Here is a 16,961-nt window from a genome sequence, read left to right on the forward strand (position 1 = left end):
CCAGTCTGACGCGAATGCGCTAGGCTGGCTTTTTTCTTTGCAAGCCGGGTCGGCGTGCTTAGGGCACTTGCCTCGCTACCCCGCCCTCGCCCTTTTTGATGTCTATTCTCCCCAACTTACGCCTGCGCTGGTGGCCATTTGCGCTGCTGCTGGCGGTGCTGAGCTTTGGGGCCAGCTGGCTAGCCGACCGCTACCGCGAGCTGCCGGGCGGCCCCGAGCCGCTGCACCCCGATGCAGCCAGCCTGCAGCGGCTGGTAAGCCAGGCTACCGCCACCGCCACGCGCGAGGCTGCCCTGGTGGTGCACGACTACCAGCCGCCAGCCGCGCCCGATTTTGCCCGGCTGCGGGGGCAGTGCTCGTACCCCACCTTCGTCAACGTCGATAGCACCCTGGTGGCGTGGTCGGCCTCGGGGCCCGAGCCCACGCCCCGCGACTGGGCCGACCCGCGTCCTGAGCGACTGGCTAGCACTGCGCTGGGCGAGTTTTTGGTGGTGCGGCAGGCCCTAGGGCCCGTGCGAGTGCTGGTGTTCGTGCCCTTGGCGCGGCACTACGGCATCAATAACCGCTATCTGCGCGACGGCGCCGAGCCCGCTTTGCTACAGGGGCTGGACGTGCGCGTGCTGGCCGCTCCGCCTGCCCCTGACCAGGTTGGCGGCCGCATGGCGGCCCTGCTCGACAGCGCGGGGCACTACCTATTTACGGTGGTGCAGGAGCCGGGCGGCGTGGTAGCCGAGCGCACGCTACCGCTGGCGCTGCTGCTGCTGGGCATCGTAGCCTGGGTAGCGGCGGGGCTGGGGCTGGCGGCCAGGCTGCGGCGGCGGGGCCGGGTGGCGTCGGCGGTGGCGGTGGCCCTAGGGCCGCTGCTGCTGCTGAGGGGTGCGCTGCTGTACCTGGAGCTACCCTTCGCCTGGCTCGAACTGCCCCTATTCGACCCGCGGGTGTACGCCGTGTCGGCGGTGGCGCCCTCGCTGGGCGACTTGCTGCTTAACAGCGTGCTGGCGCTGCTGATAGCCCTTGGCGCGGTAATGCTTAGCCAGCACTACGACCTGCCGGGCCGGGCGCGCCGGGCTCCTCCGTTTCGCTGGGGGCCGGTGGCGTGGCTGCTGCTGCTGGCCATGCTGCTGCGCCAGTACATCTACTGCACCAGCACCTTCAGCAACAACCAGCTCAACCTCGACGTCACGCAGAGCATTCAAGTCAGCGGCTTCCGGCTAGTGCTGCTGCTGGCTGTGCTGCTGCACACGGCGGCGTTCGTGCTCATTTTTTTGCTGCTGACTCAGCTGCTGGCGCCCGATTTGCGGCGCCTGCGGCAGGCACCGCTACGCTGGCTGGGGCCCGTGCTGGGGGGGCTGCTGCTGCTGCTGGGCACTTTGCTGCGGCAGCCGGCGCTGGTGCTGCCGGCCCTCACCATGCTCTACCTGGTGCTGGTGCGCACCAGCGGCCTCGACGAGCCGCTGGCGCCGCCCGGCAGCCGCTACCTGGCCGTGCTGCTGGGCCTAGGGCTGGCCGCCGCCTCGGGCTCGCTGGCCGAGTATGGGCAGTTTGAGCGCCAGCTGGTGCAAGACAAGCAACGCCTGGCCAACAACCTGCTCATCGACAACGACTTGCAAGGGGAGTTTTTGCTGGGCCAGCGCCTGCGGCTGCTAGCCAACGACCCGCTCGTGGCGCGGCTGCTGGCCGCCAGCCCCGAGCGGGCCGAGGCGCTACGGCGCCGCATCAGTCGGCAGTACCTCAGCTCCTACTTCGATAAGTACGAGGAAAACATCGAGCTATTCAACCCCGAGGGGCGGCCCGTGGGCAACGAGGAAGGCGATACGCTCAGCTTTGGGCAGCTGCGCGAGCGCCTGGGCCGCCTGGCTTCGCCCACCGACCAGCCAGGGGTGTACCTGCTGAAGTCGGACAACTCCTTTAGCTCGCGGCGCTACGTGGCGGTGGTGCCCATTCAGGCGGCGCCCGCGGGGGGCATTGGGCCGCCCGCGCCGGTGGGTACTATCTTGCTTACGCTGAGCCTCAAGCAATTATCCAGCTACAGCGTATTGCCCGAGCTACTGGTGGACCAAAAGTTCTTTCAGCCCGGCCTGGCCACCGACCTGAGCTACGCTGGCTACCTAGGGGGACAGCTGGTGTACAGCCAGGGCGAGTTCGACTACGCCAACCTCCTGCCCGTGGGGCTGCTCAGCGACCCGGCCATTTACAGTAAGGGACTCATCATCGGGGGCTTTCATCATCTGGCCGTGCGCGACTCGCAGGGCCGCACCGTGGTGGTGACCACGGCTACGTACTCCTTCGCCGACGGGCTTTCTAATTTTTCGGTGCTGCTGCTGTTCAATGTGTTGGCTTGGCTGCTGGTACTGGGCGGGGCCATGCTGGTGCGCCGCGACTGGCGCACGGCGGGCCTCAATTTCAGCACCCGCATTCAGTTGCTGCTCAATGTGGGCGTGCTGCTGCCGCTGCTGGTGGTGAGCATTGCCACGGCCAGCCAGCTCACGGCCAGCTACCGGCGCGACCTGCACCGCTTTTACGAGCGGCGCGGCCACTTGGCCCTCGAAAGCCTGCTGCGCCGCCGCGAGCAACTGGCCGACACTACCGCCCGCGCCTCGCTGGTGGCGCTGGTGCGCAACGTGGCTACCCTCACCGAAACTGACCTCAATCTCTACGATGTGCGCGGGCAGCTGCTGGTTAGCTCGCAGCCGCTCATCTTTGAGGCGGGCTTGCTAGGGCCCCTGCTCAATCCGCAGGCCGTAAGCGACTTGCGCGACCGGGGCCTGAGCCGCACCCTGCTTACCGAGCGCGCCGGCTCGCTCAGCTTCACGGCCCTCTACCTGCCGGTGCGGGCTGATGCCGCCGACGGGCTGGCCGAGCCGGTTATCGGCTACGTGGGCATTCCGTTTTTCGACTCGCAGAAGGAGCTGGACGGCAAGCTGAGCGATTTGCTGACGACGACGCTGAACATCTTCACCCTGATGTTTTTGTTTTTCCTGACCCTGGCCCTGGTGGCCACGCGCCAGCTCACGGCCCCGCTCAAGCTGCTGACGCAGCGCCTCAACCGCACCACCCTCACGGGCCAGAACGAGGTGCTCGACTACCGCAGTAGCGATGACGAGATTGGCCTGCTCGTGCGTGAGTACAACACCATGCTCGGCAAGCTGGAGGAAAGCAAGCGCGAACTGGCCACCCAGGAAAAAGAAGCGGCCTGGCGCGAAATGGCCCGCCAAGTGGCCCACGAAATCAAGAACCCGCTCACGCCCATGAAGCTGAGCCTGCAATACCTGCAAAAAGCCATTGCCGAGCGACGCCCCAATGCCGAGGAGCTGATTGGCCGCATCTCGCAAACGCTTATCACGCAGATTGACGTGCTGAGCGACATTGCTACCTCGTTCAGCACCTTCACCAACCTGCCGGTTATGCGCCCCGAGCGCCTCGACGTGGCGCAGGTGTTGCGCCAGTGCACCGACCTTTTCGTGCAAACCGTTGGCACCGACGGGGGCGGCCTGCGCCTCGACCTGCCCCCGGCTAACGGCCCGGCCCTGCTTGTTTTTGCCGACGAAAGCCTGCTGGTACGCACCTTCAACAACCTGCTGCTCAATGCCCGCCAAGCTGTGCCCGAGGGCCGCCACCCGCAGCTCAGCGTGGCCCTGGTTCCCGAAGCCAGCAGCCGCGTGCTCATTACCATCCGCGACAACGGCACCGGCATTGCCGAAGATGTGCGCGGGCAGGTATTCAAGCCCAATTTCACCACCAAGGCCACCGGCTCGGGTATTGGCCTGGCCGTGGCCAAGCGCGGCATCGAGAGTGCCGGCGGCCGCATCTGGTTTGAAACCCAGCCAGGCGAGGGTACCAGCTTCTTCATCGAGCTGCCCTTGGCGGGGTAGGGGAGGCCTAGGGCTAGCTAAAACGCAAAGCCGGCCGCCACTATGGGGCTGCTAATTCCCCGGGCCCCCGCTGGCACGAAACCACCCAAGCCCGACGTTACGGCCGCGTACCCCGAAATTTAAGGTATGATTCGACCCTTACGCCGGGTTCCGCTGCTACTGGTGGCGCTGCTGGGAGCCTTGTGGCTGCTGGCGGGCGGGGCGGCGCGGGCGCAAGCGCCGGGTACGAATCAGCCAGCGGTGCCCAGCCAGCCGGCAGCAGCTAGCCCAGCGGGAGCGTCCGCGCCAGCTGCGCCAGCTGCGCCCGTGGCGGCCCCCGTGCCGGGCCTGAGCCGGCCGGGCCTAGGGCCGCTCAGCAGCCGGCGCTGCCGATACCTGCGCTTGGCGCTGGGGAGTGACACTACCAGCTTCGCTATTGCCGATACGCTGACCGTGGTGCCGGGCACCGTGACGGTGAACGGGCAGTCGGTGCCCTACGAGGCGCGGCTGGGCCGCTACCGCTGGGTGCAGCCGGTGCGGCGCGATACGGCGGGCGCGCCGCTGGCCGACTCGGTGCTGCTCTGCTACCGGGTGCTGCCGCTGTCGCTGAGTCGGGCGCGGTTTCACCGGCCCAGGCGGCTGATGGATAGCCTGGAGTTTCGCGATAGGCCGATGCTGAGCGCGGCCGATTTTTCGCAGAAAGAGCAGATACTGAGCACGCCGGGCATCAGCAAGACGGGTAATCTGAGCCGGGGCATCTCGTTTGGCAACACCCAAAACGTGTTTGTGAACTCGGCCCTGAACCTGCAGCTGGAGGGGCAGCTTACCGACAAGATTCACCTGACGGCGGCCATCTCGGACCAGAACGTGCCGTTTCAGCCCGAGGGCAACACCCAGACGCTGCAGCAGTTCGACAAGATTTATATTACTCTGACCGGGCCGCAGTGGAACCTGACGGCCGGCGACGTGGTGCTGCGCAACAAGCCCGACTATTTCCTGCGCTACTACAAAAACATTCAGGGCGCGGCCATCGAGGCCAACCTGGGGGCGCCGGGGCCGCAGCCGTTGCAGGCGGGCGTCACCAACAGCGTGAGCAACGCGCCGCCCTCCTCTTTTGCGCCCTACACCAACGGCGTGACCACCAACAGCGCCGCGCCCACTGGCAGCGGCAGTGCCCCGCTGGCCATCCCGAACGCGCCGGTGCCCTCGGGGCCGCAACTCACGGCGGTGCCGGGCAACTTACCGGCCGATGGCCCTAGGGGCGCGGCGGGCGTGACGGTGCGCGACCGCCTGGGGCAGGTGCGCTCCTCGACGCTGGTAGCGGGCGGCGTGGCCAAGGGCAAGTTTGCCAGCCTCGACCTGACGCCGCTCGACAACGTGCAAGGGCCCTACCGCCTCACGGGGCCCAACGGCGAGCAGTTTATCATCGTGCTGGCCGGCTCCGAGCGCGTGTACCTGGATGGGCGCCTGCAAACGCGGGGCTTCGACTACGACTACACTATTGACTACAACCTGGCCGAAATCACGTTTTCGCCTAGGCACCTGATTACCAAAAACTCGCGCCTGAAGGTCGATTTTGAGTATTCCGACCTCAACTATTCGCGCTCGCTCTACACCCTGAGCCATTACCAGCAGGTGGGGCGCCTGCAGCTGCGCGCCAACTTTTACCAGGAAGCCGACGACCCCAACAACCTCGCCAACCTGAGCTTGAGCGGCAGCGACCTGGCCACGCTGCGCCAGGCTGGCAACGTGAGCCAGGTGCAAACGCCGGGCGGCACCGTGGCGGCCTTCAATCGCACGCTGGTGCAGTACCACCAAGTGTCCTTCACCGACCCTAGCACCGGGCAGCAACTCACCAAGTACGTGTACGCCACCGACTCGCTGAGCACGGTGTACACGGTGCGCTTTACCGATGTGGGCGAGGGCCTAGGCACCTATAACCTGAGCACCACCAACAACTCGGCCAACGGGCGGGTGTACGAGTACGTGGGAACTGGGCTGGGGCGCTACCAGCCGGTGCGGGTGCTGCCCACGCCGCTGCTCAAGCAGATGGCCACGGCCGGCGCCACCTTCCAGCTCGACCCCACGGCGGCCGTGTTCGTGGACTTGGCCCACTCGCAGCTGCAGCGCAACCGCTTTGCGGTAGGCACCCAAGATGCGGGTGGCGCCATGCGCCTGGGCTACACCGTGCAGGATAGGACCCTGCCTACCTGGCTGCCGGCCGGCTTGCAGCAATACCGCCTGCGCTCGGCCCTCGACTACGAGTACACGGCCCCCAAATTCACGCCCATCGACCGCTACCGCGACGTGGAATTTGACCGCAACTGGAGCACGGCCAGCACCGCCAACGCCACCACTACCGTGCCGCGCGAGGACAACATCTTCAACTTTGCCCTAGGGCTGACGCGCGACGCCACCCACGCCTTTAACTACCGCGTGAGCCGCCGCTACCGGCCGGGCGAAGTCAGCGGCTTGCAGCACTGGCTGGATGTGGCCCAGCAGGTGGGCCGGCTGGAGCTGCGCGGCTCGTTTTTTCTGCTCAACTCGCAGGCCGGGCGCTACCGCTCCGACTGGGCCCGCGGCGAAGCTAGCGTGCGCTACGGCGGTGGGCGCATCATTCCGGGCTACACCTATAAGTTTGATAAAAACCGGGTTATCTCGCCCTTGGGCGACACCGTGCGCTCGGCCAACTACTTCGACGAGCATACTTTTTACCTCACTAGCCCCGACACCGGCCGCACCCGCTACCGCCTCGACTACAGCTACCGCCGCGACCGCACCCCCACCGCCGAGCAGGCCAATTTGGCGCTGCACAACATTGCCCAGACCGTGCAGGCCAGCGCCAGCACCCGCCTAGGGCGCACCCAGGAGCTGCGCGTGCTGGCCACCTACCGCGACATCAACCGGGTGAGCTACCCCGACAGCGCCCGCGTGCGCAACGTGCTGGCCAAGGTGGACCACACCGCCACGCTGCTGCAAAACCAGATTCGCTCGGAGCTGAGCTACAGCGTGCAAACCGGCCGCGAGCTGCGCCGCGACTACTCGTTTCTGGCCGTGCCGGCCGGGCAGGGCACCCACTACTACGCCGGCGACCTCAACAAGAATGGCGTGCAGGACAAGGACGAGTTCTTAGAAGCCCAAACGCCCGACGCGCAATACCGCACCTACATCAAGGTGTACCTGCCCACCGCCGACTACATCACCGCCTACCAAAACCGCCTGAGCTACCGCCTCACCGCCAACGCCCCTAGGGCCTGGTTTCAGGCCGGAGGCTGGCAGCAGTTTGCCTCGCGCCTGAGTAGCATCAGCAGCTTCACGGCCGACCGGCGCACGACCTCCGACAACCTGGGCACGCGCCTCAGCCCCTTCAGCCTGCTCAGCAACGAGGACGAGAAGCTGCTGGCCTTCAACCAGCTGCTGCGCAACACGGTGTATTTCAACCGCGCTAGCCCCATCTTCGGCGCCGAGCTGACGGTGCAGCAAACTCAGCAGAAAACGCTGCTCACCCAGGGCTTCGACCTGCGCAAGCTCAGCACCCAGAGTTTACTGCTGCGCCGCACGCTGGCCCAGTCGTTCACGGGCCGCCTGCTCTTCAGCCGCGACATTCGGCAGGCCAACAGCACCTACTCGACCGACCCCAGCAGCCTGAGCTACCGCAACTTCGAGCTGCTCATCTACACCGTGCAGCCCGAGGTAAGTTACCAGCCTAGCCCAGCGCTGCGCCTCACCGGCTCGCTGCTGCACACCACCAAGGAAAACATCCTGGCCGCCCGCACCTTCAACACCAGCGGCCGCTTCGACGACGCCGGCCTGGAGGTGCGCGTGAGCCAGGTGAGCAAGCGCACCGTCACGGCCAATACGCACATCACCCGCGTCGATTTCCAGAGCGGCAGCACCGACGCCACCAACGGCGTGGCCAGCACCGTGGGCCTGGAGGTGCTGCAGGCCCTGCGCCCCGGCACCAACTACACCTGGAGCCTCAACCTGGAGCAGCGCCTCACCAACGGCCTCAACATCAACGTGGCCTACGACGGCCGCAAAGCCAGCGGCACCAACATCGTGCACACCGGCCGCATGCAGGTGGCCGTGCTGTTTTAAGGGGGCCTATTGATAATGAGTTAGGCGTATCACGCGGCCATCGTTGGCCGCTAGAATTATTTCGAAAGTGCCACCTTCATACCCAGTGGGTAGCGTGCCGGTGATGTACCAGTACCCATTTAGTGGATATACTTCGTAGGGCCGTTCGCTAAGAATTTGCTTGCGGCCATATTTCTGGAACAGAAGCGGTTCAGCTGCGGTAATTGCTGCTTCTGGCGTTGGCAATGCAGGCGTATCGCGGATAGCTACGCTAGGCAAGCCCTTCGTGGCTTGCTGCACCTGTTGCCGGGCAACTTTCTCACCTAGCACAGTGCGACCAGCAAATTTTTGGGCTGAAGCTGGAGCAGCTTTCGCTAGCAGAAACAGCAAGAACAGAAGAAACCAATTAGTCCTCAGACACTTCGCTTTCATGGGTAGGCAAGCGTTCCTCCGCCAAAATCTCATCCATAATCCGGTTCTCTTCCTCCGTGAAATGCAGCTTGGGCAGCTGTAGCGGTCCGCGGCGCGGCGCCTGCTCGTCTAGAAAGCGCCGCACGCCATAGGTTTTGATATCTTCTGGGCGCAGAGACTTGCGGCCATCGGTTAGCATCTGCTTGTAGGGGTTATCGGCGAAACTCATAGTATGAGCAAAATAAGTACGCACAGCTACTAAAGCTAATCGTGGGCTTAAGGAGCAAAGTTTGGCTGGCGGCGCGCCGAAGATAGCCGGGCCCTCACCAGCCAGTTGGCAGACGCTAAGGCGCTTGCATAGGTGAGTGCGGGCAGGGGGCAACCGCGCCGCGTACCCTGCGTTACTACCTGGCTCCCTAGCCTTTTCCAATTCCTGTTTCCGATGGCAGAACCGCTTAGCCAGCCCATGCCCCAGCCCCAGCGCGGCGCCGATGGCGGCACCGACACCGGCCCGCGCAACGTGGCCCTCGACCGCCAGAACCCCGACCTGCTAGCGCCGCCCGCGACCGACCACGGCACGCTGCCCAACCTCTGGTTCCCGTTTTCGGCGGCGCACAACCGCCTCGAAAGCGCCGGCTGGGCCCGCGAAGTAACTGCGCTGGAGCTACCTAGCTCGCCCACGCTGGCCGGCGTGAACATGCGCCTGAACCCCGGCCAAACCGAGAGCGGCGTGCGCGAACTGCACTGGCACAAGCAGGCCGAGTGGGCCTACATGATTAGTGGCCGCGCCCGCCTCACGGCCATCGACCAAGAGGGCCGCACCTTTGCCGACGACGTAGCGCAGGGTGACTTGTGGTACTTCCCGGCCGGGCTGCCGCACGGCATCCAGGCCCACGCCGAGGGCTGCGAGTTTCTGCTGGTATTCGACGACGGCAGCTTCTCCGAGAACGATACCTTTTTGCTGACCGACTGGCTGGCCCACACCCCTAGGAGCGTCATCGCCAAAAACTTTGGCGTGCCCGAGGAGCTGCTAAAAGACCTGCCAACCAAAGAGAAATATATCTTTCCGGCCCCGCTCCCGGCGCCGTTGGCCGAAGTAAATCAGCCGGGGCCACAGGGGGCGGTGCCCCAGCCGTTTTCCTATAAGCTCTCGGCCCAGGCACCCCAAGAAGCGACCGGGGGCCAGGTGCGCATTGCCGATAGCCGCAACTTTCTGGCTTCTACTACCATTGCGGCGGCCTTGGTGGAGGTGGCGCCCGGCGGCCTGCGCGAGCTGCACTGGCACCCCAACGCCGACGAGTGGCAGTACTACATTGAGGGCCAGGCCCGCATGACGGTATTTGCCTCGGGTGGCAAGGCGCGCACCTTCGACTACCGGGCGGGCGATGTGGGCGCCGTACCTTTTGCGATGGGCCACTACATCGAAAATACAGGGAATACGACCCTGCGCTTTCTCGAAGTATTTAAGAGCGACCGCTTTGCCGATGTGTCGCTGACGCAGTGGCTGGCCCTGACGCCGCCCGCCCTGGTAAAAGCCCACCTCAACGTGAGCGACGAGTTTATCGCTCACCTGCAAAAAGTGAAGCCCGTAGTGGTGAAAGCCCAATCTTAATAAAGTAGGTCGTCAGGCTGAGCCCCGCGAAGCATGACGACCTATGTCGCTAACACAAATCTGAGTTTAAATCTCATTTTTCACATGAACCGCTTACAAGGAAAAGTTGCCGTCATCACTGGCGCGGCGCGCGGCATTGGCCGGTCCATTGCCGTGGCCTACGCCCGCGAGGGGGCTGCCGTGATGGGCATTGATATTGCCGCGCAGCCCAGCGCTGCCACCGCCTATCCGGCCGCTACCTCCGCCGACCTGGCCGAAACCCAGCGCTTGGTAGAGGCCGAGGGCGGCCGGTTTCTGGCCCACACCCTCGACATCCGCGACCTAGGGGCCCTGCGCGAGGCGGCCGAGCTGGCGGCCCGCGAGCTAGGGCCAGTCGATGTGCTGGTGGCCAACGCCGGCATCCAAGTGTTTGCGCCGCTGCTCGAAATGGACGACGCCCACTGGCACGACGTTATCGACACCAACATGACGGGCACCGCCAACACGGTGCGCGCCTTTGCGCCCGCCATGGCTAAGCGCAAGCGCGGGGCCATTATCGTCACGGCTTCGGGGCAGGGCAAGAAGGGCTTCCGGCACGGTAGCAGCTACGCGGCCAGCAAGTGGGGCATTCTTGGGTTTATGAAGTCGGCGGCCCTCGACCTGGGCCAGTACGGCATCACGGTGAATGCGCTCGTGCCGGGCCTCATCGCTACCGACATGACCCTGAACGAAACGCGCCTGAAGGAAGCCTACCTCGACTACAAAACCGACCCGCCCGCCGGCATCACGCCCGAGCAGGCCGCCCTGGTGCGCGAGCAGCACACCGCCATGCGCCTGCCCTGGCTCAGCCCCGACGATATGGCGCCCATCGTGGTATTTCTGGGCTCCGACGAGGCCCGGCGCATCAGCGGCGCCAGCTTCGACGTGGATGCCGGCGACAGCGCCCAGTTTACGGCCTAGGGCTGTTTTTATGAAAAATGAACGTCATGCTGAGCCCCGCGAAGCATCTCTACCGAACAATACGGCGTGGTAGAGATGCTTCGGCAAGCTCAGCATGACGTGCTTTTTTATCGCTTATGACTAAACTTCTCCTCCTGCTTTTGCTGCCCGCCGTGGCCCTAGGGCAGTCGTCGCGCCTCAACGACTTCCACAGCCTGGCCTGGCTGGTGTACGTGGGCGACCACCAGCTTGCGCCGAAATGGGCCCTGCACACCGAGGCCCAGCTGCGGCGCGTGGACTTGGTGCGCGCCCCGCAGCAGGAGCTGTACCGCCTGGGGCTGGTGCGCACGCTCGGCCAGCGGGTAAAGGTGTCGGGCGGCTACACCTTCTTTCAAAGCCACCGCTACGGCCAGTACGCCGAGGTGCCGGGCCGCGTGGAGCCGGAGCACCGCCTGTACGAAGACGTGACGCTGAGCGACCAATTGGGCCGCCTGGGCTTGGCGCAGCGCATCCGGCTGGAGCAGCGCTGGCTAGGCGCGCGCGATGCCAGCGGCACTGGTCCGGTGCAGGAGTACGAGTACCAGAACCGCATCCGCTACCAGCTGCAGCTGGAATACCCGCTGCAAGGCGCCAGCATCGACGATGAGGAGTTTTACCTCACGGGCTTCGACGAGCTATTTATCGGCTTCGGGCAAAACGTGGGCCTGAACGTGTTCAACCAAAACCGCTTGTCGGGGGGCCTAGGGTATCAGTTCACCAAGGCTGCCAAGCTGGAGCTAAACTACCTCTACCAGGTGCGCTCGCACGCCACGCCCGACCCCGCTACCAATCAGCCGGTGGTAGAGCTAAATAATGGCTTCCGGCTGAATATCAGCTACAACCTCGACTTTACCAAGGGCTAAGGCCGTAGGCGGGCGGCGGGCGCGGTTAAACTGGGGTGGCCGTCCTAAAATAGTAATATCCTACGGGCGCGCTGTACATTTACCCAGGCCCCCTGGCCCCGCGTACGGGGCTGGCGGGTTACCCTTTTCGCGCCTTCTTTCTCCGCACCTATGCGCTTTTACTACCCCGCTACCCTAGGCCTGGCGTTGCTGCTGGCCCGCCCTGCCCTGGCCCAGGTGCCCGCTAGCGCCAGCCCGGCCGCCCCGCAGCTAGGCAAGGCCAGCCTGAAAGAGGTGCTGGCTGCCCTCACGCCCGAAGAAAAAGTGCGGCTGGTAGTGGGCGTGGGCTTTTATCCCGCCGGCTTCCCGCCGGGCCTGCTGCCCCCTGGCCCTCCCGGCGGCGATAAACTACCCGAGAAAGTGCCCGGCGCCGCCGGGCGCACCCACGCCGTGCCGCGGCTGGGCATTCCGTCCCTCACGCTCTCCGACGGCCCGGCGGGCGTGCGCATCGACCCTATCCGGGGCAAGGACAGCACCAAGACCTACTACGCCACGGCCTTTCCGGTGGCTACGCTGCTGGCCAGCAGCTGGGATACGGCCCTGGTGCGCCGGGTGGGCGTGGCCTTTGGCAGCGAGGTGCGCGCCTACGGCATCGACGTGCTGCTGGCGCCCGGCATGAACATTCACCGCAACCCCCTAGGGGGCCGCAACTTCGAGTATTACTCCGAAGACCCCGTGGTGGCCGGCCATGTGGCGGCCGCCCTAGTGCGGGGGGTGCAAAGCAACGGCGTGGGCACTAGCATCAAGCACTTCGCGGCCAACGAGCAGGAGTTCAACCGGATGCAGCTCAACTCGAAAGTTAGCGAGCGGGCCCTGCGCGAGGTGTACCTGCGGGGCTTCCGGATAGCTGTGCAGCAGGCCCAGCCCTGGACGGTGATGTCGTCGTACAACAAGATAAACGGCACTTACACCTCCGAGAGCCGCGATTTGCTGACCACGCTGCTGCGCGGCGAGTGGGGCTTTAAGGGCCTGGTAATGACCGACTGGTACGGCGGCCACGACGCGGTGGCCCAGCTCAAGGCCGGCAACGACCTGCTGGAGCCCGGCACCCTGGTGCAGTACGAGGTCGTGACGGCGGCCCTGCAAAGCGGCCAGCTGAGCACCGCCCAGCTCGACCAGAACGTAACCCGCGTGCTGGAGCTGGTCCTAAAATCACCTGCTTTCAAAGGCTACCAGCCCACCAGCGCGCCCGCCCTCAAGGCCAATGCCGCCGTGGCCCGCCAGGCCGCCGCCGAAAGCATGGTGCTGCTGCGCAACCAGGGCCAGGCCCTGCCTCTGCAAGCCGGCCAGCGGCTAGCCGTGTTCGGCAACGCCGGCTACCAGCTCATTGCGGGCGGCACGGGCAGCGGCGACGTAAACAAGGCCTACACCATCTCGGTGGCCCAGGGCCTCACCAACACGGGCTATAACGTGAGCAGCACCCTAGGGCAGGCCTACGCCCAGTACCTGCAAGCCGAAAAAGCCAAGCTGCCCAAGCAGCGGGGCATCCTCGACCCGGTCCCTGTCATTCCGGAAATGCCGCTGCCGGCCGGCCAGCTGCCCGACTACGCGCAGAACAGCGACGTGGCCGTGGTGGCCCTGGGGCGCAGCGCCGGCGAGGGCGGCGACCGCCAGGTGGCCGGCGACTTTACCCTGACGGCGCCCGAGCGGGTGCTGCTGCGGCAGGTGTCCGGCGCCTTCCACGGCCAGGGCAAGAAAGTGGTAGTGGTGCTCAACGTGGGCGGCGTGATGGAAGTAGCCAGCTGGCGCGACCAGGCCGACGCCATCTTGCTGGCCTGGCAGCCCGGCCAGGAAGGCGGCAACGCCGTGGCCGACGTGCTCAGCGGCCAGGTAAATCCCTCGGGCAAGCTGGCTACCACCTTCCCCATAGTCTACGACGACGTGCCCTACGGCCAGAACTTCCCCGGCAAGCTGCTGGATGCCAGCGCCAAGGGTGGCGGCCTGATGGGCGCGCCCGCCGAAAATACCTACGAGGAGGGCATCTACGTGGGCTACCGCTACTTCAATACCTTTAAAGTGGCGCCGGCCTACGAGTTCGGCTACGGCCTCAGCTACACCACTTTCGGCTATGGCCCGCTCAAGCTGAGCAGCGCCACATTTGGCGGCAAGCTCACGGCCACGCTCACCGTCACCAACACCGGCAAAGTGCCCGGCAAGGAAGTGGTACAGCTGTACCTGAGCGCCCCCAAAGGCAAGCTCGACAAGCCTGCGAGCGAGCTGCGCGCCTTCGCCAAAACCGGCTTGCTCGCCCCCGGCCAGTCCCAGGCCCTGACCTTCAGCCTGAGCGCGGCCGACCTGGCTTCGTTCGATACGGCCGCCTCGGCCTGGGTGGCCGATGCCGGCACCTACACCGTGCAGGCGGGGGCCTCGTCGCTGGCCATCAAGCAGCGCGCCACCTTCACGGTGCCTAGGGCCCTGGTGGTGGAGAAAAGCCGCCCGCTGCTAGTGCCCCAGCAGCCGCTCGCCGACCTGAAAGCCGGCCAGATGGCACCGGTCGGCCGCTAGCCGGTAATTTTAATTGAACGTCATGCTGAGCTTGCCGAAGCATCTCTACCGAACAACGTCGTTCAACGACACGGTAGAGATGCTTCGACAGGCTCAGCATGACGTTCTTTGCTTACGAACTAAGTAACTGCAGCCCTACCTATTCTCATATCTAACCCACCCGTATGCCTCACCTCTCCCTTCGCTTTGCCACGGCCCTAGGGGCTGCCCTGCTGGCCCTGCCCACCCTGGCCCAGCGCGCGCCGGTCCCCGCCAAAGCCCTGGCCAGCACCAACCGCCAAACCCTGCTGCTAAACCACGAGGCTGACATAACGGCCCTGCTGGCCAAGCTGACCCTGGAGGAGAAGGTGCACATTCTGCACGCCAACTCGGCCTTTGCCGCCGGTGGCGTCGAGCGCCTGGGCATCCCCGAAATCATGACCTCGGACGGGCCCCACGGCGTGCGCCCCGAGCAGGGCCGCAACTGGAAGCCGCCCGTCGATGCCAACGACGCCAGCACCTACCTGCCCACCAACAACACCCTGGCTTCGACCTGGAACCGGGCCCTAGGGCTGGCCTACGGCACGGTGCTGGGCAGCGAGGCCAATGCCCGCGGCAAGGACATCATCCTGGGGCCCGGCATCAACATCGTGCGCGCCCCGCTCAACGGGCGCAACTTCGAATACCTGAGCGAGGACCCCTACCTGGTGGCGCAAATGGCGACGGGCTACATCCGCGGGGTGCAGAGCCAGGGCGTGTCGGCCTGCGTGAAGCACTACGCCCTGAACAACCAGGAAACCCACCGCGACGACGTGGACGTGGACGTGAGCGAGCGGGCCCTGCGCGAGATATACTTGCCCGGCTTCAAGGCGGCCGTGCAGCAGGGCGGCGTGTACTCGCTCATGGGCTCGTACAACAAGGTGCGCGGCACCTACGCCACCGAAAATGCCTACCTGATGAACACCATCCTGAAAGGGGAGTGGGGCTTCAAAGGCCTGGTGATGAGCGACTGGGGCTCGGTGCACAATACCGACGAGGCCCTGCGCAACGGCACCGACTTGGAGATGGGTACCGACCTGGCCCTGATGTACGGCGGCACCGACCAAAGCACGGCCACCGCCAGCACCGCCAACGCACCCGTGCGCAGCTACTACGACCGCTTCTTTTTGGCCGACCCCGCCCTGGCGGCCGTCAAAAAAGACCCCAAGCTGCTGCCACTCATCGACGACAAGGTGCGGCGCATCTTGCGGGTGATGTACGCCACCGACATGCTGGGCGGCACCAAGCGCCCCGCCGGCGCCTTCAACACCAAGGCGCACCAGGCCACGGCCCTCAAGGTGGCCGAGGAAGGCATCGTGCTGCTCAAAAACGAGGGCCACCTGCTGCCCCTCAGCAAACAGGTGAAAACCGTGGCCGTCATCGGGGCCAACGCCGACCGGCTGAACGCGATGGGCGGCGGCAGCGGGCAGCTCAAGGCCAAGTACGAGGTGACGCCGCTGCAAGGGCTGAAGAACGAGTTGGGCAGCGGCGTGACCATCAACTACGTGCCCGGCTATACCATTGCCCGCGACCAGCAGGCCGACGCTCAGCAGATTGCGCAAGCGGTGGCCGCCGCCAAAGCCGCCGATGCCGTAGTGTATGTGGGCGGCTCGTTCCACGGCTACGACTACACCAAGTGGAGCGACAACGCCTACGACGCCGAAGCCGTGGACAAGCCCGACCTCAAGCTACCCTTCGGCCAGGATGCGCTGGTGCAGGCCGTGCTGACCGCCAACCCGCGCACGGTGGTGGTGCTCCTAGGGGGTGGCCCCATCGAAACCAGCGCCTGGGTCGGCCAGGCCAAGGCCGTAGTGGAAGCCTGGTATCCCGGCATGGAAGGCGGCAACGCGCTGGCCCACATCCTGTTTGGTGACGTGAACCCCTCGGGCAAGCTGCCCTTCACCTTCCCCAAGCAGCTGGCCGACGCGCCCGCCATGAAGCTGGGCGAGTACCCCAGCACCCCCGGCAACCCGCTGAAAGAAACCTACAAGGACGACATCTGGGTAGGCTACCGCTACTACGACACCTACCACGTGGCGCCGCAGTTCGCCTTTGGCCACGGCCTGAGCTACACCAGCTTCGACTACGGCAAGCTCACGGTGACGCCTGGCCCGCAGAGCGCCACGGTACGCCTGGCCGTGCGCAACACCGGCAAAACCGCCGGCGCCGAGGTAGTGCAGCTCTACATGCACGACGTGAAAAGCAGCGTGAAGCGCCCCGAGAAGGAGCTAAAAGGCTTCGAAAAAGTGTTCTTGAAGCCCGGCGAAAGCAAGACCGTAACGATGCAGCTGCCCGCCGATGCATTCAAGTATTACGACGAGGCCAAGAAGCAGTGGGTGCTGGAGCCTGGCCAGTTTGAGGTGCTGGTAGGCAGCGCCTCCGATGATATTCGCCAGCGCGGCAGCCTGACGCTGTAGGGGGAGCAGTAGGCAGCGCAAGAAAGAAATACGTTTTGCTCAATTAGCGTTCGTCAGCCGCAACCTCTTCTACCAAATCAGGCCCTGGGTGCGCGTGGTAAGGAGGATTTGGCTGGCGAACGCTAGTTGGATAAGATGCGCCGAGGGGGCGTGCTAAACCTAAGGAAGCCTGGTAGCAATTGCTGGAGTCTTGCTGTTCGCGGCCTGCCGC

9 protein-coding genes are annotated in these 16,961 nt (G+C 65.2%); 7 read left to right on the top strand and 2 right to left on the bottom strand.

Features of this window, described 5'->3' with window-relative positions; genetic code table 11:
• The first annotated feature begins 98 nt into the window (after positions 1 to 98).
• On the top strand, positions 99 to 3,872 hold the full coding sequence (locus HHL22_RS13765) for a sensor histidine kinase (RefSeq protein ID WP_169531928.1): 3,774 nt from the start codon (positions 99 to 101) through the stop codon (positions 3,870 to 3,872).
• Between the two features lie 126 nt (positions 3,873 to 3,998).
• A complete protein-coding gene (locus tag HHL22_RS13770) occupies positions 3,999 to 7,949 on the top strand; it encodes a hypothetical protein (protein ID WP_169531073.1) in 3,951 nt (1,316 codons plus the stop codon).
• Positions 7,950 to 7,955: 6 nt separating this feature from the next.
• Here the strand turns inward: HHL22_RS13770 and HHL22_RS13775 are convergent, their stop codons facing one another.
• Both HHL22_RS13775 and HHL22_RS13780 read right to left on the bottom strand, forming a co-directional pair.
• Positions 7,956 to 8,318, bottom strand: a complete 363-nt coding sequence (locus HHL22_RS13775; protein WP_169531929.1) for a YbbC/YhhH family protein — start codon at positions 8,316 to 8,318, stop codon at positions 7,956 to 7,958.
• Between the two features lie 16 nt (positions 8,319 to 8,334).
• Positions 8,335 to 8,568 (bottom strand): hypothetical protein, encoded by a 234-nt coding sequence (locus HHL22_RS13780; protein ID WP_169531930.1) that lies wholly within the window; start codon positions 8,566 to 8,568, stop codon positions 8,335 to 8,337.
• A 213-nt stretch (positions 8,569 to 8,781) separates the two neighbouring features.
• Between HHL22_RS13780 and HHL22_RS13785 the strand changes: the two genes are divergently transcribed.
• The 5 genes from HHL22_RS13785 to HHL22_RS13805 all read left to right on the top strand — a co-directional run bounded on the left by HHL22_RS13785 (position 8,782) and on the right by HHL22_RS13805 (position 16,750).
• A complete protein-coding gene (locus tag HHL22_RS13785; RefSeq protein ID WP_241738103.1) occupies positions 8,782 to 9,951 on the top strand; it encodes an oxalate decarboxylase family bicupin in 1,170 nt (389 codons plus the stop codon).
• 84 nt (positions 9,952 to 10,035) lie between these two features.
• Complete coding sequence (locus HHL22_RS13790; protein WP_169531931.1) at positions 10,036 to 10,890, top strand: SDR family NAD(P)-dependent oxidoreductase; 855 nt, start codon at positions 10,036 to 10,038, stop codon at positions 10,888 to 10,890.
• A 116-nt stretch (positions 10,891 to 11,006) separates the two neighbouring features.
• Positions 11,007 to 11,771, top strand: coding sequence for a DUF2490 domain-containing protein (locus HHL22_RS13795; RefSeq protein WP_169531932.1), 765 nt, complete (start codon positions 11,007 to 11,009; stop codon positions 11,769 to 11,771).
• Between the two features lie 150 nt (positions 11,772 to 11,921).
• The gene (locus HHL22_RS13800) at positions 11,922 to 14,315 is read left to right on the top strand and encodes a glycoside hydrolase family 3 C-terminal domain-containing protein (protein ID WP_169531933.1); all 2,394 of its coding nucleotides are present in this window, start codon (positions 11,922 to 11,924) and stop codon (positions 14,313 to 14,315) included.
• A gap of 164 nt (positions 14,316 to 14,479) precedes the next feature.
• Complete coding sequence (locus tag HHL22_RS13805) at positions 14,480 to 16,750, top strand: glycoside hydrolase family 3 C-terminal domain-containing protein (protein ID WP_169531934.1); 2,271 nt, start codon at positions 14,480 to 14,482, stop codon at positions 16,748 to 16,750.
• Positions 16,751 to 16,961 lie beyond the last annotated feature (211 nt).

Origin of the sequence: Hymenobacter polaris (genome assembly GCF_012927305.1) — a bacterium.
GTDB classification, from domain to species: Bacteria; Bacteroidota; Bacteroidia; order Cytophagales; family Hymenobacteraceae; genus Hymenobacter; species Hymenobacter polaris.